Genomic DNA, 16,872 nt, shown 5'->3' with positions numbered 1-16,872 from the left:
CCGGGCCTGGTGAGCAGGGTGCCGAGCGGCACCGCCACCGCGACGACGATCAGCACCACCGTCGCGGTGAGCAGCACGTGCTGCCAGGTGACGGTGGCGATAGTGCTCGCGTTGATGCTCGCGCGCTGGGTGGCGGTGAGGTCGCGGCGGAATGCCCACACCAGGACGCCGACGGTCAGCACCAGGACCAGCGCGGGCTGGACGAGCAACCGCAGCCGCTCGGCTCGGTGCGCGGCGACCGGTGCGGACGCGGCGCTGGGTGCGACGACGACGGCGGCGGTCACGACGTGGCCTCGGCGGCGGGTTGCTCGCCGCCGTGGCGAGCCCGCGTCGCGGACAGGTGCCCGACCAGCGTGTCGATGGTGATCAGTCCCGCGAATTCGCCGCGCGCGTCGGTGACCACCGCGGTCGCGGTCTGCTCGGCGAGCAGGGCCTCCAGCGCGTCCTGCAGCGTCGATCGCAGCGACAGCGCCTGACCGATCGGGCTGCCGACCTCACGCAGCGTCCCGGCGTTCGTCAGCTGCTCGGCCGACACCCACCGCAGCGGGCGCCGCCGCGCGTCCAGGATCAGCGCCCACAGCGATTCCCGGCCCGCCAGTGCCGCGCGCAAGGTTTCCGCCGGTTCGTCCTGCCCCGCGGTCGGGCAGTCGCCGAGTTCCACATCGCCGACCCTGGTCAGCGTCAACTGCTTGAGCGAGGCGTCGGCGCCGACGAATCCGGCCACGGTGTCGTCGGCGGGGTCAGCGAGAATCGCGGCCGGGGTGTCGTACTGGAGGATTCTGGACCGGTCGCCGAGCACGGCGATCCGGTCACCGAGTTTCACCGCCTCGGCGAAATCGTGCGTGACGAAGACGATGGTCTTGCCGAGTTCCGCCTGCAACCGCAGCAATTCGTCCTGCAACAGGCCGCGGGTGATCGGATCGACTGCGCCGAACGGTTCGTCCATCAGCAGCACGGGCGGGTCGGCGGCCAGTGCGCGCGCCACCCCGACGCGCTGCTGTTGTCCGCCGGAGAGCTGACGCGGGTAGCGGCCGCGGAAGGTGTCCGGGTCGAGGCCGACGAGGTCGAGCATCGCGTCGACCCGCGCGGCGATCCGCGCGCGATCCCAGCCGAGCAACCCGGGCACGGTCGCGATGTTCTTGGCCACCGTCATGTGCGGGAAGAGCCCGGCCTGCTGGATCGAGTACCCGATGCCGCGGCGCAGCTGATCGGGATTCATCGCCGCGGCGTCGCGGCCGCCGATGGTGATGGTGCCCGAGGTCGGTTCGATCAGCCGGTTGATCATGCGCATGGTCGTGGTCTTGCCGCAGCCCGACGGCCCGACGAGCACGACGATCTCGCCCGCGGGGATGGTCAGCGACACCTCGTCCACGGCCGAATCATGTTGTCCCGGATACCGTTTGGTGACGGCGTCGAGCACGATGTCGACGCCGGACACCGCGGCGCCGGTCTCGATGTCAGTCACGAATCCCCCTCGAGGTGGTCAGTCGCCCCACGAGGACGAACAGGCCGTCCAGTAGCAGGGCGAGCACGATGATCAGCACCGTGCCGGTCAACGCCTGCGGCACGGCGTTGGGGCTGCCGAGCCGGGACAGCCCGGAGAAGATCAGATTGCCGAGCCCAGGCCCTTTGGCGTAGGCGGCGAGCGCGAGGATGCCCATGATCATCTGGGTGCTGACCCGCATCCCGGTCAGGATCGCGGGCCAGGCCAGCGGCAGTTCGACGGCGGCGAGCACCCGCATCCGGTTCATGCCGACACCGCGGGCGGCGTCGACCACCGACGGATCGACCGCGGCCAGCCCGACGATGGTGTTACGCAGGATGGGCAGCAGGGCGTAGAGCACGAGCGCCGTGACGGTCGGCCCGACACCGAGTCCGAGGATCGGGATCAGCAGACCGAGCAGCGCGAACGAGGGCACCGTGAGGATCGCGCTCGCCGCGGCCGTGGCCGCCGCCGAACCGAACGGGCTGCGGTAGACGAGCACGCCGACGACCACCGCGATCAGCGCGGCGACCAGCAGCGACTGGATCACCGCCGAGACATGCAAATACGAGTCGACGAGCAGCTGGTGCCGTCGGGTCACCACGAACGTCCACAGTGTGTCCAGGGCCGAACCTCCCGTACCACGTTGCGCCGGAGTCTATCTCGCACCCTAACTCGCCGCAGCGAGTCGGCGGGACCGAAACGCGCTGTGGTGGATGCGAACTGCGTGGTTCACGCGAACTGCCGTCCGGCGCGACAGGCTCGGACGGTACGCCGGTGGTATCCAGGGTTCAGAAACCGGATGGGCGAGTGGCGATCGGGTTTCGTCCGCCGTCCGGATCCGGGTCGGCCGAGGAGCCGGGCGCCGCCAATGCGTCGGCGAGCATCGCGGCGATCTCGCCGACCGCGGGACCGAAGGCGAGCGCGTTGTTGACGAAGCCGTGCATGTAACCGTCGAATCGCCGCGCCGTCACGGGCACGCCGTCGGCGCGCAGGCGGGTCGCGTAGGCTTCGCCCTCGTCGCGCAGGGGGTCGAAGCCCGCGGTGATCACGACGGCGCGGGGGAGCCCGGCGGTGGTCTCGGCGTAGAGCGGCGACACGTCCGGTCGGGTGCGGTCGAGGTCGGGTGGCAGGAAGCAGCGGTCGAAGAAGTCGATGTCGGTGCGGGTGAGGGCGAATCCCTCGGCGAACGTCGTGCGGGACTGAGCTTTCCCGGTCAGATCCGTGGGTGGGTAGATCAGCAGCTGGAGCAGGGGCGCGGGGCCGCCCTGGTGGCGCGTCCTCTGGCACAGCACCGCCGCCAGATGCCCGCCCGCGCTGTCGCCTCCCACCGCGACACGTTCGGCCGTGACACCGAATTCGCCTGCGCGAGCGGCGATATCACAGAAGGCCGCCACGGCGTCGTCGACGGCTGCTGGATAAGGGTGCTCGGGTGCGAGCCGATAGTCGACCGCGACCATCCGGATCCGCGCGGTGTGCGCCACGGTTCGGCAGAACGCGTCGTGGGTGTCGAGATCGCCGATGACCCAGCCGCCACCGTGGAAATAGACCAGCAGCGTATCGGCCGCGCCGGGGTCGTACAGCCGCGCCCGCAGCGGTCCGGCGGCGCCCGCGACGGTGATGTCCTCGACGCGCACGGGTGCGCGCCGCCCCGCGCCGATCGCCGCCATCCGCCGCGCCTGGCGACGCAGCCGCACCGGATCCGGCGCCGACTTCGGCAGCGCCCGGGTGATGCGCAGGAGCAACTGGGCATCGAGGTCGAGCTCGTTGCCGTCGCGGTACACCGCGGGACCGGCGAGCGCGCGTTTGACGCGCGGTGGCAACCGGAGCAGTCCGCGGACTGCCGCCGCGGCCGTCCGCGCGGTGGCTGGCACGGAGGGCATCGGGGGGATGGGATCGACCGGCACGGGAACACCTCTCTTGTGCGGTTCAGGCTCGGAGCACGTCACGACGCAGCATCGATGCTGCCACCTGGGTCCTGGAATGCGGCCGATCGGGCGTGATTCGCAGGCCACGCGAACACGTCGACTGTCATCGTGTGTGCTCGGTGACGAATTGGGTGATGGCGTCGTGCATCTGGGTCAGGCCGGGCTCTTCGAGCGGATAGTGCCCGGCATTGTCGAGCACAACCGTGGTGACCGGGACCTTGGTGATCGCCCTGGTGACCGGCTCGCTGAGTTCGAGCGGGGTCCAGTGATCTTCGGCCGGTTGGGTGTGCAGGACGGGGCAGACGTCGAAGTCGGCGGGTTCGAGATCGGGGGCGTAGGAGCCGAATTCGCTGAAGAATTTCGCCGAGACCCAGCTGCCCGCCGAGGTCTTGTCGCGCAGAAAGACTTTCATGGCATCCGGGTTGTTGCACAGTGCGCTCATCTTCGACGCCAGTGACATCGGATAGCGCACACCGCGCAGCGGGGTGCGTGCCAGCAGTTCGAACACCGCGGTACCGAAGGTGGCGTGGAAGGCGTCGTGGGAGACCGCGCGCCAGACCTTCCTGTCGCGCGGGTCGAGGAAGGTCGTGCCGATGATGCCGCGCAGTGTGCCGCGCGGTGCGTGCGCCGCGACGTGGTAGGTCAGCATGCCGCCGGCGCTGAGCCCGTAGAGCACGATCGGCCGGTCGTCGCGGGTGTTTTCGTAGGCGAGGAAATCGGTGGTGAGCTGGATCCAGTCGCGGTAGCCGGGCGCGGCGCCGTCGGCGACCTGGGTCAGGCCGTAGCCGAGGTTGTCCAGGGCGACGGTCTCGAAGCCGCGCTGGGCCAGCGTCGCCCCGGCAACGAGGCTCATCTGCCTGCCGTTGGTGCCGACCCCGTGGTGCAGCACGATCTTGGCGGGAGCGTCGGGCAGGGGATACCTGTCCAGGTGCACGTGATTGCCCCGCCAGTTCCAGTACTCCTCGGCGGGCGCGGTCTCGTCGGTCAGCCGCAGGCGCTCGGGCAGGAACCGCTGCAGGTCCCGCCACGCCTGCTGATCGCGATACCACCGAGGACGCTCGCTCACGGCCAACTCCTCTCGCTCCAGCTATGCTCCGGTTAACCGTCGAGGTGGAGTGTATTCCAGCGGGGGCGGCAGGCCCGCGATGGGAAGCCTTCTCCTCGGCGGGACGGCCCGCGGCTCTCCGGCGCCAGGGATGGTACGCCGCCCCTCGGTGGCGAGCTAGGAACGATCGAAATCGGCAGGCTCCCAGGTGTATTCGTACTCCGGAAGTTCGAAGCCCGCGTCGAATCGCCCGATCCGCGCGTCGGTGCGCCGCCCGCCGCGCCGCTCGTAGAAGGCGATGGCCGCGGCGTTGTCGCGCAGCACCTCCAGATACACCGGGCGGCCGGGAAATTCTGTCGCCGCCCACGCGAGACCGCGCTCGAACAGGCGGCTGCCGATCCCGCGCCCGAGGTTGCCGGGCCGGGCGTGCAGATTGTCCAGCAGCACCCGGCCGTCGTCCGTCGGTACGAGGTAGACGAAGCCCAGCAGTGTCGCGGCGTCCTCCGCCACGAACAGTCCTGGCGTGACCGGGGTGGTCAGCCGCTTTCTCCACAACGCTGACCGGTCGGCGTCGAGCGGCCCGGCGAGATAGTCGTCCGGCATCATGCCCGCGTAGGCCGTGCGCCAGCTCGCGGTGTGCAGCGCCGCGATCGCCTGCGCGTCCGCCGCGCCGCCGGTCCGAATCAGCATGGCGCCAGCATCATCGACGGCACGGTGTTTGTCACGTCGATATCCGCCGCACGCCCGAGCAACATCGGCCGGGAGTGGCGCCTCGCGACAGTCGGCCGAGGCACGTGACCGAAAGCGGCATTGCTCGACGGCGGCACGGTGACTGTCGAGGGAGGCGGTCCGGTCGACCGCGATGCGGTGGCGGACGCGGTCGAGCGGGCCGGCTTCCGGCTCACCGACTGATCGGCGTCGCGAACGCCGTGGTGGCCGACATCGATCGCACGGGTACCCGCACCACCGTCCGAGGCCTGCCAGGCCCTCGACCGGCTATCCGACACCGTCGCCGCCGTCGGACAACCGGTCGCGGGTCGGATCAGGAAGCGCTCTCACTCCTCGATCCGGACGGCCGGACGACTTCGAACGCGTACATGAGCAGCGCTCCCAGCGCCGCGCCGACCGGCCAGGACAGCGCCGTCACCTCCTGGGAATCGGGAGCGAGCGCGACGATCACCGCGATCGTGCCCGAAAGTGCAAGCGCCGCAAGCGCTTTCGGGTTGAACCCGCGAGAGAAGTAGTAGCGCCCCTCCGCGGTGTCGTCGTACAGCTCGGCGACCGCGGTGCGCTGTCGCCGCAGCAGGTAGTAGTCGACGATCAGGATGCCGAACACCGGACCCATCAGCGCGCCGACACCGCCGAGGAAGTAGATGATGAAATCCTGGTTCTCCCAGAGCTTCCACGGCATCACCAGGATGGACAGGACGGCGGTGATGATGCCGCCGGTGCGGAACGAGATGAATCTCGGTGCGGCATTGGAGATGTCGTAGGACGGGGACACGAAGTTGAGGACCACGTTGATGCCCACGGTCGCCGTCGCGAACAACACCGCGGCGACGACCACCACCACATCGCTGTCGATATCGGCGACCAGCTGCACGGGGTCGCTCAGCACCTTCCCGTACACCTTCAGCGTGGCCAGCGAGATGACGATCGACAGGACCACGAACGCCGTCTCGTTGAACGGGATGCCCCACGCGTTGCCGCGCAGCACCGCCCGCTTGCTGGGGGAGAAGCGCGCGAAGTCGGCGTAGTTGACGAGCGGACCGGCCATGAACGACACCATCAGGAAGGCGACGCCGACGAACGCGGCGACGGTCGCGCCGCCCGACAGCGGCGCACCGGCTCGCGCGTTGAAGTCGATGCTCCACTCGGCCTTGCCCAGAATCCAGATCGCCAGCGCGATCATGCCGAGCCAGACCGCGGGGCCCGCGAAGTCCGAGGCCTTGCGCACGACTTCCATGCCGTAGTTGATGATCGCCAACTGCACGGTCCACAGCACGAGGAACGCGATCCAGCCCAAGGTCGACAAGCCGAGGAAACTGGATTCGGTCCACGACGCCAAACCCGGCGACACACGCAGCAGCAACACCATCAGCGCGGTGGAAGCCAGGTAGGTCTGGATCCCGTACCAGAACACCGCGACGATGGCCCGCAGCAGCGCGGGGATATTGGCGCCGAAGACGCCGAAGGCGGCGCGAGCGAAGACCGGGAACGGCACCCCGACCTTCTGGCCCGCGACGCCGACGAGATTGCTGCCGAGCCAGAGCACGAGCACGCCGGTGAACAGGGCGAGCATCGTCTGCCACCCGGTCATGCCGAGCGCGAGCATGCCGACCGCGAAGCCGTAGCTGGCGATGCTGTGCGCCGAGGTCATCCAGAGACAGAAGATGTCCCAGGTACGCCAGGTCGCGGTCTCCTTGGTCGTTGGCGCCAAGTCGTCGTTGACCAGCGAGGAACTGCTCGGCGCGCCGTCCAGCGGCCGTACCCGAGTTTCGGTCATCGGATGTCCTTCGTGCATCGGTGAGTGCTAACTGTTGCGCGGAAAACCGAGGTCTATGCCGCCGTGGCTGGGGTCGAGCCAGCGCGAGGTGATCGCCTTCTCCCGGGTGAAGAACGCGAAACCGTTGGGTCCGTAGGCTTTCGCGTCGCCGAACAGCGACGCTTTCCAGCCGCCGAAGCTGTGGTAGGCCACCGGTACCGGGATCGGCACGTTCACGCCGATCATGCCGACGTGCACCTGCCGCTGGAAACGCCGCGCCGCGCCGCCGTCGTTGGTGAAGATGGCGACGCCGTTGCCGTAGGGGGAGGCGTTGACGAGGTCGACGGCATGCTCGAAGCCCTCGACCCGCACCACCGAGAGCACGGGCCCGAAGATCTCGTCGCGATAGACCGCCGAGGTGACCGGCACCCGATCGATCAGGGAGGGGCCGAGCCAGAACCCGTTGGGGTCGCCGTCGACGGCGGTGTCGCGGCCGTCGACCACGAGACGGGCCCGATCGGCGACGGCGGTGTCGAGGTACCCGGCCACGCGGTCCCGGTGTTCCCGGGTGATCAGCGGTCCCATGTCGCAGCCGCGGCGGCCGTCCCCGGTGCGCAGCCCGGTCATCCGCGCGGCGACGCGCTCCACCAGCTCGTCGGCGATGGAGTCGACCGCGAGCACCACGCTCACCGCCATGCAGCGTTCACCGGCCGAGCCGAAGCCGGCGTTGACGGCGGCGTCCGCGGCCAGGTCCAGATCGGCGTCCGGCAGGACGAGCATGTGGTTCTTGGCGCCGCCGAGCGCCTGCACCCGTTTGCCGTGCGCGGTGGCGGTCCGATACACGTAGTCGGCGATCGGCGTGGAGCCGACGAAGGAGATCGCCGCGACCTGCGGGTGCGTCAGCAGCGCGTCCACCGCCTCCTTGTCGCCGTGCACGACATTGAGCACACCCGCGGGCAGTCCGGCGTCGGCCGCGAGCCCGGCCAGCCAGTTCGCCGCCGACGGATCCTTCTCGCTCGGTTTGAGCACCACCGTGTTCCCGGCGGCGATCGCGATCGGGAAGAACCACAGCGGCACCATGGCCGGGAAATTGAACGGGCTGATCACGCCGACGACGCCGACCGGTTCGCGCACCGAGTACACGTCGATCCCGGTCGAGGCGTTCTGGCTGAACTCGCCCTTGAGCAGGTGCGGCATGGACAGCGCGAACTCGACGACCTCGAGCCCGCGGGCGATCTCACCCGCCGCGTCGGCGAGCACCTTGCCGTGCTCGGCGGTGAGGATGCTCGCCAGCTCGTCCTTGCGGGCGTTGAGCAGCTCGCGGAAGTTCAGCAGGAACCGGTGGCGGGTGGCGACGGAGGAATCGGCCCAGCCGGGCAGCGCCGCCGCCGCGGCGGCGACGGCCACGCCGACGTCCTCGCCGGTGGCCATCCGGACGGCGCGCTGCGCGACGCCCAGTGCGGGATCGAAAACCGGTGCGGTGCGGGTGGATTCGCCCGTCCACGGCTTGCCGTCGACCCAGTGGTCGACGATGTCGGTGGTCTCGGGATGCGTCATCGGATCTCCTCGGCGGGCAGGGCGGTCAATACGTCACGCAGGATGGCGGTCGCCTCCGCGACCTCGGCCTCGGTGACCACGCACGGCGGCGTGATGTGAATGCGGTTGTCGGCCAGGAACGGAAGCAGCCCGCGGGCGACGAGCTCGGTCTTGACCCGAGCCATGGTCGCGGCCGACATGGGTTCCCGGGTGGCGCGATCGGCGACCAGTTCCAGTGCCCAGAACACGCCCTCGCCACGCACGTCGCCGATCACCGGGCACTCCTCGGCCACACGCGTGAGCGCCGGTCCGAGCACGGTGCGGCCGATACGTTCGGCATTGGCCACGATGCCCTCGTCGGCCATCACATCGAGGGCGGCGACGATCGACGCCGCGGCCAGCGGATGCCCGCTGTAGGTGAGGCCGCCGGGGAAGACGGTGTGGTCGAAGGTGTGGGCGATCTGCTCGGAGATGACGACGCCGCCCACGGGAACGTATCCGGAGTTGACGCCCTTGGCGAAGGTGATCAGGTCGGGCGTCACGTCGTAGCCGTCGAACGCGAACCACCGTCCGGTACGGCCGAATCCGCACATCACCTCGTCGAGGATCAGCACGATCCCGTATCGGTCGGCGATGGCACGGACACCGGCGAGATAACCGGGCGGTGGCACCAGGATGCCCGCGGTGCCGGGCACCGTCTCCAGCAGGACCGCGGCGATACTGGACGGCCCCTCGCACTGCACGACCCGCTCGAGGTGCCGCAGCGCGCGCTCGCTCTCCTCCTCGGCGGTGCTCGCCCAGAACTCGCTGCGATACAGGTAGGGACCGAAGAAATGGACGTGGCCGCGGGCGTACTCGTTCGGTATCCGCCGCCAGTCGCCGGTCGCGACCACCGCCGCGCCCGTGTTCCCGTGGTAGGAGCGGTAGGTCGAGAGCACCTTGTCGCGGCCGGTGTGCAGCCGCGCCATCCGGATGGCGTTCTCGTTGGCGTCCGCGCCGCCGTTGGTGAAGAACACCTTCTCGAGCCCGTCCGGCGCGAGCGCGGCGATCCGCTGCGCCGCCTCGCCGCGTTGCAGATTCGCGGCGGCCGGGCCGATGGTGGCCAGGCGCGCGGCCTGATCGGCGATCGCGGCCGTGACCACCGGATGCTGATGGCCGATGTTCACGTTGACCATCTGACTGGCGAAATCCAGGTATTCGCGGCCCCCGTGATCCCAGACCCGGCAGCCGCGACCGCCCGCGAGCACCACCGGATTCAGCGCGGCCTGCGCCGACCAGGAGTGGAACACGTGGTCGCGGTCGAGCTCGTAGGCGCGCGCGTCCAGATCGACGCGCACGGCGGTCATGCCGTCACCTTCGTCGCCGTGATGGATTGCCGCAGTTGCGGAATGATCGTCTCGCCGTAGACGCGCATGGTTTCCTCTTTGTTGTCGTGTTGCAGGTAGCCCGCGAACTGATCGACGCCGAGGTCGGCGAGTCGCCGGAGTTTGGCGATGTGCTCGTCGGCGGTGCCGAGCACACAGAACCGTTCGACGATGTCGTCGGAGACGAAGTCGGCGTGCACGTTTCCGGCGCGGCCGTGCAGGTTGTAGTCGTAACCCGCGCGGCCCTCGATGTATTCGGTGAGCGCTTGCGGCACGGCCCCGCTGCCGCCGTAGCGCGCGACGATGTCGGCGACGTGGTTGCCGACCATCCCGCCGAACCAGCGGCACTGATCGCGCATGTGCTTGCGATCGGTGCCGATGTACATCGGCGCCGCCACGCATATCGTGATCGAATCCGGGTCGCGGCCCGCCGCCACCGCCGCCTCGCGCACCGTGGCGATCATCCATTCGGCGATGTCGAGGTCGGCCAGTTGCAGGATGTAGCCGTCGGCCACCTCGCCGGTCAACGCCAGCGCCTTCGGTCCGTAGGCGGCCACCCAGACGTCCAGCGTCGAGCCGACGCTCCACGGGAACTGCACGGTGCCGCCGCCGTATTCGACCGGCCGCGAATTGGCCAGCTCCCGGATCACGTGGATCGAGTCGCGCAGCGTCTTCAGCGTGGTGGGTTTGCCGCCGCCGACGCGCACCGCGGAATCGCCGCGCCCGATCCCGCAGATGGTGCGATTGCCGTAGGCCTCGTTGAGCGTGGCGAACAGCGACGCGGTGACGGTCCAGTCCCTGGTCGCCGGATTGGTCACCATGGGCCCGACCGTGATTCGCTTCGTCTCGTGCAGAATCTGGCTGTACAGCACGTACGGCTCCTGCCAGAGCAGATGCGAATCGAAGGTCCACAGGTGGCTGAACCCGTGCGCCTCGGCCAGTTTCGCCAATTGGACGGTGCGCGCCGCCGGGGGATCGCACTGTAGTACCGCTCCGAATTGCATGGCGTCTCCTCAGATCAAGTACTGACACGGGTCGCGGCGCACGAACTGCCCGTCGCCTTTGCGGCCGCGGTACTCACCGTCCGCGACCACGACCTTGCCGCGGGAGAGCACGGTGTCGACGTGGCCGTCGATCTCGTAGCCCTCCCAGGCCGAGTGGTCCATGTTCATGTGATGGGTCTTGCCGAGACCGATGGAGGTGTGGCCGTTGGGGTCGTACACCACGATGTCGGCGTCCGCGCCGGGAGCGAGCACGCCCTTGCGTCCGTAGAGGCCGAACATGCGGGCCGGGGTGGTCGAGGTGATCTCCACCCAGCGCTCCAGGGTGATCCGGCCGTCCACGACGCCCTGGTACATGAGGTCCATCCGGTGCTCGATGGTGCCGATTCCATTGGGGATCTTGGAGAAATCGCCGATCCCCATGTCCTTCTGTCCCTTCATGCAGAAGGGACAGTGGTCGGTGGACACCATCTGGAGGTCGTTGGTGCGCAACGCCTGCCACACCTGGTCCTGATGTTCTTCCTGCCGGGAGCGCAGCGGTGTGGAGCACACCCACTTCGCGCCCTCGAAACCCGCTGCGCCGAGGTTGTCCTCCAGGGAGAGATACAGGTACTGCGGGCAGGTCTCGCCGAAGACGTTGCGGCCCCGGTCCCGCGCCGCGGCCAGCTGGGCGACGGCCTGCTTCGCCGACACGTGCACCACGTACAGCGGCGCACCGGTCAGATCGGCCAGCATGATCGCCCGATGGGTCGCCTCCTCCTCGAGCTGCCAGGCGCGTGCGATGCCGTGGTAGTACGGATCGGTCTTGCCCTCGGCCAGCAGCTGCGCGACGAGAACGTCGATGGCGGGGCCGTTCTCGGCGTGCATCATGGTGAGCAGCCCGGTGTTCGCGCCGATCTGCATGGCGCGCAGGATCTGCGCGTCGTCGCTGTAGAAGACGCCGGGATAGGCCATGAAGAGCTTGTAGCTGGTGATGCCCTCGTCCGGCAGTCCGCGCAGCGCGGCCAGCGACGCGTCGTTCACGTCGCCGACGATCTGGTGGAACGAGTAGTCGATGGCGCACTGGCCCGACGCCATCTTGTGCCAGGTTTGCAGGGAATCCTGCACGCGCTCACCGAACTTCTGCACCGCGAAGTCGATGATCATGGTGGTGCCGCCCCATGCGGCGGCCCTCGTCCCGGTCTCGAAATCGTCGGACGCCGTCGTTCCGCCGAACGGCATCGACATGTGCGTGTGCGCGTCGATGCCGCCGGGGATGACGTACTTGCCGGACGCGTCGATGACGGTGTCCACGGTCTCGGCCAGATTCGCGCCCAGCGCGGTCGTGCCCGGATGCAGCAGTGCGACAATGCGTTCACCGTCGACGAGGATGTCGGCGGGGCCGCGGCCGGTCGCCGAGACGACCGTTCCTCCGGTGATCAGTGTGGTGGCCACGTTTCCTCCCGGTTCAGGGCGCCACGATGGCGTCGTAGGAATCCGGCCTGCGGTCGCGATAGAACTGCCAATCGCTGCGGACCTCGCGCACCAGATCCAGATCGAGGTCACGGATCAGCAGTTCGTCGGTGTCGGCGGAAGCGCGCTCGCCGACGTAGCAGCCGCGCGGATCGACGAAATACGAACTGCCGTAGAAGGTCACGGCATCGTCGCCGAACTCCTCCGTCTCCGTACCGATGCGGTTGTTCGCGCCGATGAAGTACTGGTTGGCGGCCGCTGCGGCGGGCTGCTCCAGCTCCCAAAGCCGCTCGGACAAGCCGGGTTTGGTCGCCGACGGGTTGAAGATGAGCTCGGCCCCTGCCAATCCGTAGGCGCGCCAGCCCTCCGGGAAGTGGCGGTCGTAGCAGATGTAGACACCGACCTTGCCCACGGCGGTGTCGAACACGGGATAGCCCAGGTTGCCCGGCCGGAAATAGAACTTCTCCCAGAAGCCGGACAGCTGTGGAATGTGGTGCTTGCGGTATTTACCGAGATAGCTGCCGTCGGCGTCGATCACCGCCGCGGTGTTGTAGAGCACGCCGGGCTGGTCTTCCTCGTACACCGGGAGCACGATCACCATCCGGTGCTCCTTGGCCAGCTCGGCGAACCGTTCGGTCGTCGGCCCCGGGACGGATTCGGCGTACTCGTAATACTTCCTGTCCTGCACGTTGCCGAAATACGGTCCGTAGAACAGTTCCTGGAAGCAGATGACCTGCACGCCCGCGGCGGCGGCCTGCTCGACGAATCCCTCGTGCTTGGCCAGCATCGACTTCTTGTCACCGGTCCACGTCGCCTGGGTGATGGCGGCCCTGATTGTCGTCACCTGTCGATCTCCCTACCGAAGTTGGTTATGTTATCTTCGAAGGTAAACATTTCCTGAATATTTCAGTCGGTGCCGAAAGTGTAAATCTCGCGAGGTGTTCGAGGCATGGAAATGAACGACCGGATCCAGATCGATGACCCGACTCCCGCGGGCATCGCGGGCGCCATCGCCCGCCTCATCACCAGCGGCGAGCTGCGCGCCGGGGACCGGCTGCCCACGGTGCGGGAGCTCTCGCGCCGCCTCGGGGTCAGCCCCGCGACCGTGAGCCACGGCTGGCGGGCGTTGGCGCAGGCCGGGCTGGTGGTGTCACGCGGGCGCAGCGGGACCTTCGTCGCCGAGAGCGGAGCCAGGCCCGCGTCGTCGCGGACCGACAGCATGACCCGCGGTGCGACCGATGCCCGGCTCGACCTCTCGCTCGGCACCCCCGACCCGGCGCTGCTGCCCGAGATCGGGTCGATCCTGTCCCGGCTCGCCCTCGATGCCGAGACCACCGATTACCACCAGGCGCCGGTGGTGCCCGAACTCGGGCGGCTGCTGCAAGCGGACTGGCCGACCCGGTCGGGCGCACTGACCGTCGTCGACGGCGCGATGGACGCCATCGTCCGCAGCCTGCAGGCCGTCGTCCGCTTCGGCGACCGGGTGATCGTCGAGGACCCCACCTTCCCGTACATCCTCGACTACCTGGAATCCATTGGCGCGCAGATAATTCCGGTGCGCATGGACGAAGAGGGCGTGCTGCCGGACGATTTCGCGCGTGCGATCGCCACCGGGGCGAGCGCGGCGGTCCTGCAACCGCGCGCGCAGAACCCCACCGGGGCGTCGATGAGTGTCGAGCGCGCCGAGGAGTTGGTCGCGATCCTGCGGCACAGCGAGCGCCGGTGCATGGTCATCGAGGACGATCACTCCGGCGCGGTCGTCCCCGTCGAGGACATCAGCCTCGGCCGATGGCTGCCCGACCGGGTGCTGCACGTGCGCAGCTACTCCAAATCGCACGGCCCCGACCTGCGGATCGCGGCACTGTCCGGCCCGGAGGAGATCATCGACCGCATCGTGGCCACCCGCGTCCTCGGTCCCGGCTGGACGCCGCGCATCCTGCAGCGCCTGCTGCACGAGATGCTGCGCGACGAAACCGTCACCCGCACCGTCGAACACGCCCGTGCGCAGTACCAGATCCGCCGCCGCGCCCTCGCCGACGCGCTGCGCCGCCACGGTCTGCACCTCGCCGAGGGCCAGGGCCTCAACGCCTGGCTGCCCGTCGCCGACGAGCGCACCGCGCTGATCCACTTGGCCGCCAATGGAATCCGGGTCGCCCCCGGCGGCCCGTTCTTCGTGGCCGACCGCGGTCATCCCGAAGCGGTGCGCGTGACCGTCGCCCCCCTCGCGGACGGCATCGATGAGGTCGCCGCCGTCCTCGCCTTGGCCGCGCGGCCCCGTCAATCGGAATACTTCTCCCTGGACCAGGAATCGTGGGATGGTCGGTGAAGGGGAGCGGCCCGTCTCCGATCACTACCCGAAATCGTCGTCGAATCCCGCCGAATCGGCTCCCGCCCACCAGGATTCGAGTGGGTCGTCTTCGTAAATTCCGGCGGCGGCCGATAGCCGTCGGGGAGATCGAAGGCGATCGCGTCGGTGCGCAGTGCGATGGCGCGGACGGCGCGGGTGGCGCGCATCCGCCGCGGATCCTCGGTGCCCGCGACGCCGAGCAGAACGTCGACTCCCGGTGCGTGCCACAGCGCGATCAGCTCGATGTCACCCGCGTCCTCCGCGGCGAGGGCCACTTCATGGACGACCTCGGCCAGGGGTGTGCCGCGCAGCGGTTCGGCGTCAGGCCCGCCTCTCATCCTCCGGCGACGACGCTACCGGCCGCATCTCGGTCTGCTTGGGCCCGAACGCCTTTCCGCGCGGCTAAGACGACAAGTACGCCTGCGACGGCCCCGGCGAAGTACGGGGACGGTACGAGCAGGACGCCGCTGAACACGCAATAGGCCGCGAGGCCCCAGCCGATTCCGGCGGGTACGGCGATCCCGCGCTCGGCGAGATGCCATGTCAGGCAACCCAAAAGGATGAACGGTACGGCGAAACTGCCCGGACCGGCCCAGAAGGTGACCTCGTTCTGCAGCGACTCCACCGTCGGGCCGTCGCTCGTGACGGCGAGGGGGACCGCTCCCCATATCCCGCGATCCACCCAGCCTGCGATGTCGTCCCCAGCGAACAGCGCGAGCAAGGCGAGGTGCCCTGTTCCGAGGACGACCATGATTCCGGCGGCCCAGCGCAGCAATCGCTTGGGGGAGTTCATGAGTTGTGGCACGGTTCGCCTCTCGTTTATACGGTACCGTACAGATCGTTTGTACGGTACCGTATAAACGAGAGGCGAACAATGGAGGTGACCGGAATTCCCGCAGTGGCCCGAACGACACGAGCCCGCTGGATAGCGGCGGGTCTCGACGCCCTCGCCGAAGGAGGGCCCGACGCGGTCCGGGTCGAGACGCTCGCCGCCGCACTCGGCGTGACGAAGGGCGGGTTCTACGGGCACTTCGACGGGCGTGCCGCGTTCCTCGCCGAGATGCTCGACGAGTGGGAAAGTCGCTGCACCACGGAGGTCATCGCCCAGGCGAACGCCGAAGGCGGCGAGGCCGCTGACCGGATCCGGCGCGTCGGCCGGATGACGTTCTCGGAGGACCTGCATCGTATCGATCTGGCGATTCGTGCGTGGGCCAACCACGACGAGGCCGTCGCGGCGCGCCTGCGGCGCATCGACAACGAGCGAATGGCGTTCCTGCGCAAGATGTTCGGCGCCTTCCTCACGGATCCCGACGAGATCGAGGCGCGCTGCATGCTGACGTTCGCGCTCGCCATCGGCCGCCACTTCATCGTCGCCGACCACCCCGGCTACACCAAACTCGAAGCCATCCAGCTCGCCGGAGAACATCTCTTGCGCCCGTGACGGCGTAGCCGACTTGCGTATCCGTTGCGACGAGGGCTGGGCTTGCGCTGCGTCGAGCCCAGCCCTCGCTCGAGCATGTCCGAGCCGACGGCCTCCAAGGATGTGGATTCAGAACGGAAACTCGGCGTAAGCCTCTCCCGCGAACCGGTGGACGGCGTGCGTGCGCATCCGCGAACCATAGATCGCGTGCTCGAAAAGCGCCGTGTAGGTGGGGAATTCCATACGGACCAGACCCGCGGTGTGCGCCAGGTACACATCGAAGCCGGGGTACATCAGACCGGCGAACGGCAGGTCGTCCACATCGAGGGCGATCACCGGGTATTCGCCCTCGGCGTCCGGCTCGCCGACGGCGAGCACCCGCCGCGAGTCCGAACCGCCGGGGAGCAGGAAGCATTCGCCGAAACGCTCGGCCAGCGGGGTGAAGAACTCCGCCCACGGCCCGCCCAGTTCGTCGTCCACGAGCTGGTCGAGCGGTCGGGGCGCGAACGCACCGTCCTGGCCGAACCAACCGTAGCGCTCCAGCAGGCTCACATCGAACGCCAACCACGCCCGCAGGCTGGGCGGCAGCGGTCGTCCCGACGGAAAAACCATGTCCGCCAGTACATCCGCCGCCATCGGCTGCGGGCTGCCCTCCACCCATGGGACGTGCTGGTAGTCCAGTGCGGACGCTTCGGGCGCCCGCCGCACCGCCTCGATCACGCGCTCCGTCAAGGCCACTCCGTGTGCGGAGCTCGCGCCCCGGTCGATCACCATGCCGCGCAAAGTAACAGCCCCGACCGACACCGACGCG

16 protein-coding genes and 1 pseudogene are annotated in these 16,872 nt (G+C 68.8%); 2 read left to right on the top strand and 15 right to left on the bottom strand.

Going from position 1 to position 16,872, the window contains the following annotated elements; translation table 11 throughout:
* The 12 genes and pseudogenes from AC3EO7_RS25960 to AC3EO7_RS25905 all read right to left on the bottom strand — a co-directional run.
* A pseudogene (locus tag AC3EO7_RS25960) lies at positions 1-284 on the bottom strand (ABC transporter permease); the annotation flags it as partial.
* Positions 281-1,465 (bottom strand): ABC transporter ATP-binding protein, encoded by a 1,185-nt coding sequence (locus tag AC3EO7_RS25955; protein WP_435592609.1) that lies wholly within the window; start codon positions 1,463-1,465, stop codon positions 281-283. The pseudogene AC3EO7_RS25960 and the gene AC3EO7_RS25955, both read right to left, overlap by 4 nt.
* A complete protein-coding gene (locus tag AC3EO7_RS25950; RefSeq protein WP_431970632.1) occupies positions 1,458-2,108 on the bottom strand; it encodes an ABC transporter permease in 651 nt (216 codons plus the stop codon). The genes AC3EO7_RS25955 and AC3EO7_RS25950 overlap by 8 nt, the downstream gene beginning before the upstream one ends.
* A gap of 166 nt (positions 2,109-2,274) precedes the next feature.
* Positions 2,275-3,366 (bottom strand): alpha/beta hydrolase, encoded by a 1,092-nt coding sequence (locus AC3EO7_RS25945; RefSeq protein ID WP_435592608.1) that lies wholly within the window; start codon positions 3,364-3,366, stop codon positions 2,275-2,277.
* 148 nt (positions 3,367-3,514) lie between these two features.
* Positions 3,515-4,477: an alpha/beta hydrolase gene (locus AC3EO7_RS25940; protein ID WP_431970580.1), complete on the bottom strand. Its 963-nt coding sequence runs from the start codon at positions 4,475-4,477 to the stop codon at positions 3,515-3,517.
* A 156-nt stretch (positions 4,478-4,633) separates the two neighbouring features.
* On the bottom strand, positions 4,634-5,146 hold the full coding sequence (locus AC3EO7_RS25935; protein WP_435592607.1) for a GNAT family N-acetyltransferase: 513 nt from the start codon (positions 5,144-5,146) through the stop codon (positions 4,634-4,636).
* Positions 5,147-5,498: 352 nt separating this feature from the next.
* Entirely contained in the window at positions 5,499-6,962 is a 1,464-nt protein-coding gene (locus AC3EO7_RS25930; protein ID WP_435592606.1) for an NCS1 family nucleobase:cation symporter-1, read from the bottom strand.
* 27 nt (positions 6,963-6,989) lie between these two features.
* On the bottom strand, positions 6,990-8,498 hold the full coding sequence (locus tag AC3EO7_RS25925) for a CoA-acylating methylmalonate-semialdehyde dehydrogenase (protein ID WP_435592605.1): 1,509 nt from the start codon (positions 8,496-8,498) through the stop codon (positions 6,990-6,992).
* Complete coding sequence (locus AC3EO7_RS25920) at positions 8,495-9,823, bottom strand: aspartate aminotransferase family protein (RefSeq protein WP_435592604.1); 1,329 nt, start codon at positions 9,821-9,823, stop codon at positions 8,495-8,497. The genes AC3EO7_RS25925 and AC3EO7_RS25920 overlap by 4 nt, the downstream gene beginning before the upstream one ends.
* Positions 9,820-10,845, bottom strand: coding sequence for a TIGR03842 family LLM class F420-dependent oxidoreductase (locus AC3EO7_RS25915; RefSeq protein ID WP_431970575.1), 1,026 nt, complete (start codon positions 10,843-10,845; stop codon positions 9,820-9,822). Before AC3EO7_RS25915 ends, AC3EO7_RS25920 begins: the two co-directional genes overlap by 4 nt.
* 9 nt (positions 10,846-10,854) lie before the next feature.
* Positions 10,855-12,276, bottom strand: coding sequence for a dihydropyrimidinase (hydA, locus tag AC3EO7_RS25910; RefSeq protein WP_431970574.1), 1,422 nt, complete (start codon positions 12,274-12,276; stop codon positions 10,855-10,857).
* A 13-nt stretch (positions 12,277-12,289) separates the two neighbouring features.
* Positions 12,290-13,138, bottom strand: a complete 849-nt coding sequence (locus AC3EO7_RS25905; protein ID WP_431970573.1) for a nitrilase-related carbon-nitrogen hydrolase — start codon at positions 13,136-13,138, stop codon at positions 12,290-12,292.
* A gap of 105 nt (positions 13,139-13,243) precedes the next feature.
* Here AC3EO7_RS25905 and AC3EO7_RS25900 point away from each other — a divergent pair, with 105 nt between their 5' ends.
* Complete coding sequence (locus AC3EO7_RS25900) at positions 13,244-14,620, top strand: aminotransferase-like domain-containing protein (protein WP_431970572.1); 1,377 nt, start codon at positions 13,244-13,246, stop codon at positions 14,618-14,620.
* On the opposite strand, the gene AC3EO7_RS25895 is transcribed toward AC3EO7_RS25900, so the two are convergent.
* Together AC3EO7_RS25895 and AC3EO7_RS25890 are read right to left on the bottom strand one after the other, a co-directional pair.
* Positions 14,572-14,979 (bottom strand): hypothetical protein, encoded by a 408-nt coding sequence (locus tag AC3EO7_RS25895; protein WP_431970571.1) that lies wholly within the window; start codon positions 14,977-14,979, stop codon positions 14,572-14,574. The genes AC3EO7_RS25900 and AC3EO7_RS25895 overlap by 49 nt on opposite strands.
* Positions 14,976-15,434 carry a DUF6463 family protein gene (locus AC3EO7_RS25890; protein WP_431970570.1) on the bottom strand — a complete coding sequence of 153 codons (459 nt, stop codon included), beginning with the start codon at positions 15,432-15,434 and terminating at the stop codon, positions 14,976-14,978. Before AC3EO7_RS25890 ends, AC3EO7_RS25895 begins: the two co-directional genes overlap by 4 nt.
* 81 nt (positions 15,435-15,515) lie before the next feature.
* On the opposite strand from AC3EO7_RS25890, the gene AC3EO7_RS25885 reads away from it, so the two are divergent.
* On the top strand, positions 15,516-16,082 hold the full coding sequence (locus AC3EO7_RS25885) for a TetR/AcrR family transcriptional regulator (protein ID WP_431970569.1): 567 nt from the start codon (positions 15,516-15,518) through the stop codon (positions 16,080-16,082).
* A 108-nt stretch (positions 16,083-16,190) separates the two neighbouring features.
* Here AC3EO7_RS25885 and AC3EO7_RS25880 read toward each other — a convergent pair whose 3' ends face one another.
* On the bottom strand, positions 16,191-16,835 hold the full coding sequence (locus AC3EO7_RS25880) for a hypothetical protein (RefSeq protein ID WP_435592603.1): 645 nt from the start codon (positions 16,833-16,835) through the stop codon (positions 16,191-16,193).
* Between the last annotated feature and the right edge of the window lie 37 nt (positions 16,836-16,872).

This window comes from Nocardia sp. bgisy118 (genome assembly GCF_057708605.1).
Note: the sequence above shows the minus strand (reverse complement) of the source record. Positions and strands in the feature narration are given on the sequence as shown.

What these genes read in the sequence shown, in the direction of transcription:
- AC3EO7_RS25945 (WP_435592608.1), bottom strand. Translation starts at nt 3,366, where the DNA reads ATGCCCTCCGTGCCAGCCACCGCGCGGACGGCCGCGGCGGCAGTCCGC.
- AC3EO7_RS25935 (WP_435592607.1), bottom strand. Translation starts at nt 5,146, where the DNA reads ATGCTGATTCGGACCGGCGGCGCGGCGGACGCGCAGGCGATCGCGGCG.
- AC3EO7_RS25930 (WP_435592606.1), bottom strand. Translation starts at nt 6,962, where the DNA reads ATGACCGAAACTCGGGTACGGCCGCTGGACGGCGCGCCGAGCAGTTCC.
- AC3EO7_RS25925 (WP_435592605.1), bottom strand. Translation starts at nt 8,498, where the DNA reads ATGACGCATCCCGAGACCACCGACATCGTCGACCACTGGGTCGACGGC.
- AC3EO7_RS25920 (WP_435592604.1), bottom strand. Translation starts at nt 9,823, where the DNA reads ATGACCGCCGTGCGCGTCGATCTGGACGCGCGCGCCTACGAGCTCGAC.
- AC3EO7_RS25915 (WP_431970575.1), bottom strand. Translation starts at nt 10,845, where the DNA reads ATGCAATTCGGAGCGGTACTACAGTGCGATCCCCCGGCGGCGCGCACC.
- AC3EO7_RS25900 (WP_431970572.1), top strand. Translation starts at nt 13,244, where the DNA reads ATGGAAATGAACGACCGGATCCAGATCGATGACCCGACTCCCGCGGGC.
- AC3EO7_RS25895 (WP_431970571.1), bottom strand. Translation starts at nt 14,979, where the DNA reads ATGAGAGGCGGGCCTGACGCCGAACCGCTGCGCGGCACACCCCTGGCC.
- AC3EO7_RS25890 (WP_431970570.1), bottom strand. Translation starts at nt 15,434, where the DNA reads ATGAACTCCCCCAAGCGATTGCTGCGCTGGGCCGCCGGAATCATGGTC.
- AC3EO7_RS25885 (WP_431970569.1), top strand. Translation starts at nt 15,516, where the DNA reads ATGGAGGTGACCGGAATTCCCGCAGTGGCCCGAACGACACGAGCCCGC.
- AC3EO7_RS25880 (WP_435592603.1), bottom strand. Translation starts at nt 16,835, where the DNA reads ATGGTGATCGACCGGGGCGCGAGCTCCGCACACGGAGTGGCCTTGACG.